Annotated in this window: 1 pseudogene; it reads right to left on the bottom strand. The window is 49.4% G+C overall.

Annotation, left to right across the window (positions count from 1 at the left end):
- Window positions 1-231: pseudogene (locus AAEY79_RS16605) on the bottom strand (acetyl-CoA C-acetyltransferase); the annotation flags it as partial.

Below are 231 nucleotides of genomic sequence, written 5' to 3' on the forward strand. Positions count from 1 at the left end.
CTTGTGACTCTTTCATCACTACTACTGCCGCAGCCCCATCTGAGATTGAGCTAGCATTAGCGGCAGTGATGGTACCGTCTTTAGCAAAAGCAGGACGTAGCGTAGGAATACGCTCAGCGTTGGCTAAGCCTGGCGCTTCGTCGGTATCGACGGTTTTTTCGCCTTTACGAGTCTTGAAAGTGACTGGAGTAATTTCATTATCGAAGTGACCGTCTTTAATAGCGGCAAGGG

This window comes from Psychrobacter sp. GW64-MNA-CIBAN-0177, from assembly GCF_040309585.1.
Lineage (GTDB): Bacteria > Pseudomonadota > Gammaproteobacteria > Pseudomonadales > Moraxellaceae > Psychrobacter > Psychrobacter okhotskensis.